2 protein-coding genes are annotated in these 2,896 nt (G+C 68.9%); both read right to left on the reverse strand.

All coding sequences use genetic code 11. The annotated features are described in order from the left end of the window. Positions 1 to 39: 39 nt before the first annotated feature. Positions 40 to 1,029, reverse strand: a complete 990-nt coding sequence (ccsB, locus tag I5E_RS12035) for a c-type cytochrome biogenesis protein CcsB (protein WP_031262425.1) — start codon at positions 1,027 to 1,029, stop codon at positions 40 to 42. Positions 1,030 to 1,047: 18 nt separating this feature from the next. After that, positions 1,048 to 2,652 carry a cytochrome c biogenesis protein ResB gene (gene resB, locus I5E_RS21715; RefSeq protein ID WP_307159147.1) on the reverse strand — a complete coding sequence of 535 codons (1,605 nt, stop codon included), beginning with the start codon at positions 2,650 to 2,652 and terminating at the stop codon, positions 1,048 to 1,050. Positions 2,653 to 2,896: the final 244 nt, after the last annotated feature.

A 2,896-nucleotide genomic window follows, 5' to 3' on the forward strand; every position in this document is an offset into this window, starting at 1 on the left:
CTCCCGTCCGCACGTGGTCGCGTCAGCGACCGGTGGTGATCAGAGCCCCGAGTAGCTGTGCAGGCCCTTGAAGAAGACGTTGACGACGGAGAAGTTGAACATCACCGCGGCGAAGCCGATGAGGGCCAGCCACGACGAGCGCGCACCGCGCCAGCCGCGGGTCGCCCGCGCGTGGATGTACCCGGCGTAGACCACCCAGATGATGAAGGTCCAGACCTCCTTGGTGTCCCACCCCCAGTACCGTCCCCAGGCTCGCTCGGCCCAGATCGCACCGGCGATGAGCGTGAAGGTCCAGAGGACGAAGCCGACGAGCAGGACGCGGTAGGTGAGGACCTCGAGGCGGTCGGCGTCCGGCAGCGTCTCCATGAAGCGGAGCTTCCCCGAGGCGGTCCGACCCTGTCGGTACGTCTGCACGAGCTGCGCCACGGCGAGGCCGGCACCGAGGGCGAAGAAGCCCGTGCCGGCGATGGCCACGAACACGTGGATGACGAGCCAGTACGACTGCAGCGCGGGCTGCAGCGGGACCACGGGCACCCAGTAGTTCACGGTCGCGATGCCCAGCAGGATGATCGTCAGGCCGGTGATGAAGACGCCGAGGAACTTCAGGTTCTGCCAGAACTGCACGAGCAGGAAGATCAGGACGATCAGCGCCGTGCCGGTCAGCGAGAACTCGAACATGTTGCCCCACGGCACACGGTCGGCCGCGATGCCGCGCAGGACGACCGAGGCGACGTGCAGCACCAGCGCGAGGATCGTCATCGCCATGCCGACGCGCTCGAACTTCGTGCCGCGACGACCGGACGGTGCATCGGTGGTCGCGACCTTCTCGAGGACGACGGTGCCGCCCTGGACGGTCGCGACGGTCCGCTCCGCCTGGACCGCGGGGGCACTGCTCGACGCGTCGGACGCCGCCGCCACGTTGCCGGCCCGCTTGGCCATGTCGAGGGCGAACGCGATGAACGCGATGACGTAGACCGCCATCGCGGAGTACGTCAGCACGACCGAGTAGGTCGCGAGGTTCGTGGTCATGTCGTTCACTGGGGCATCCTAACTCCGAGGTCCGACGTGTGGCGCTGGGCGATGTCCGCCACGGCACGTTCGAGGTTCGGGTCCTCGCCGCGGGCGAGGCCCGCGTACTCGAGGTCGAAGCCCGGTTCGACGCCGTCGCCCGCGCGGGCGCTCCACGACCTTGACCCAGACCCGGCGACGCGGGACGAACAGCGAGGTGAGCAGGCCGAGCACGGACAGGACCGCGAACCCGCCGACCCACAGCTGCGACGGGTCGTGGTGGACGTCGAGCGACACGTAGCGCTTCACGCCGTCGAACGTGATCGATCCGGCACCGTCCGGCAGCGTCTTGGTCTGCCCGGGCTTGAGCTCGACGCTCGCGGTCGTGGACTGCCGACCCGCGATCTGCTGCAGGCCGCTGGTGTCGAGCGTGTAGACGCTCTGCGGGACGCCGTCGTTCAGCCCGAGGTCACCCGTGTAGACCTGCAGGGTCAGCAGCGGGTTCTGGTCGTCGGGGTACGCGCTGGCGTAGGCGCCCGTCGAGAGCTTCGAGGCCGTCGGGTAGAAGAAGCCGACCATGCCGAGCTGGTCCGGCTTCGAGTCGGGGACCTTGATGACGCCGGTCGAGGTGTAGTTCGCGTCCTCCGGCAGGAACGGCACGGTGTCCTTGAAGGCCACGTTGCCGTCGCCGTCGCGCACCGTCACGTCCATCGCGTAGCCGTTGCCCAGCAGGTAGACGTTCGTGCCGCCGACGCTCACCGGGTCGTTGACGCCGAGGCGACTGGTCTTCTTCGCGCCGCCCTTCTGCTGGGTCGTCACGGTGGCGGAGTAGTCGAGCGCCTGCCCGAGGGCGTCGAGGTTCCGCTCCTCGTACTTCGTGACGAACTTGTCGAGCGTGAAGTTGTAGCCCTGCAGGTCGGTCTGCCGGAACCAGCGACCGGGGTTGAACGAGTCGTACGAGCCGAGCACGTTCGAGAACGTCTGCCCCTCGACCAGGAGGCGCTGACCGGTGTAGCCGAAGCCACCGCCGACGCCCACCGCGAGCAGCACGCCGACGAGCGCCGCGTGGAAGACCAGGTTGCCGGTCTCGCGCAGGTAGCCGCGCTCGGCGCTCACCGAGTCGCCGAACCGTTCGACGCGGTAGCCGGAGCGCTTGAGGATCGCCATCGCCCGGGTCACGGCGTGCTCCGGGGTGACACCGTCGCCGTCGACGGCGACCGAGCGGTAGCCGGCCAGACGGCTCAGGCGGACCGGGGTCTTCGGCGGGCGGGTGCGGAGCGCCTGCCAGTGGTGCTTCGTGCGCGGGACGATGCACCCGATCAGGGAGACGAAGAGCAGCAGGTAGATCGCCGAGAACCACACCGAGGTGTAGGTGTCGAAGACCTGCAGCTTGTCGAGCACCGGGAAGAGCTGCGGGTGGTCGGACTTGTACTGCACGACGCCGTTGGGGTCGGCGGTGCGCTGCGGGACGAGCGAGCCCGGGATGGCCGCGAGGGCGAGCAGCATGAGCAGGAACAGCGCCGTGCGCATGCTCGTGAGCTGTCGCCAGAAGAAGCGGAGGTACCCGAGCGGTCCGAGCTTCGGCTGGTTCACCCCGGCGTCGCCCGAGCCACCTGCGGCGGCCTCGGGGCCGGACCCGTCCACGTGGTCCGACGGTCGCTGCGGGTCCGCCGAGGTGTCGGTGGCGTCGATGTCGGGTTCGGGCCGCGAGGACGTTCCGGCGTCGATGTCGGGTTCCGGCCGCGACGACGCTCCGGTGTCGGGGGACGGTTCAGACTGCCGGGACAAAGGTCTGGATCACCGCCCCGACGCTCGACATGACGGCCGACCAGATGCCGGTGACCATGAGCAGACCGATGACGATCAGGATCGCTCCTCCGATGATGTT

Source organism: Curtobacterium sp. B18 (genome assembly GCF_000333375.1).
Lineage (GTDB): Bacteria > Actinomycetota > Actinomycetes > Actinomycetales > Microbacteriaceae > Curtobacterium.

What these genes read in the sequence shown, in the direction of transcription:
- ccsB (WP_031262425.1), bottom strand. Translation starts at nt 1,029, where the DNA reads ATGACCACGAACCTCGCGACCTACTCGGTCGTGCTGACGTACTCCGCG.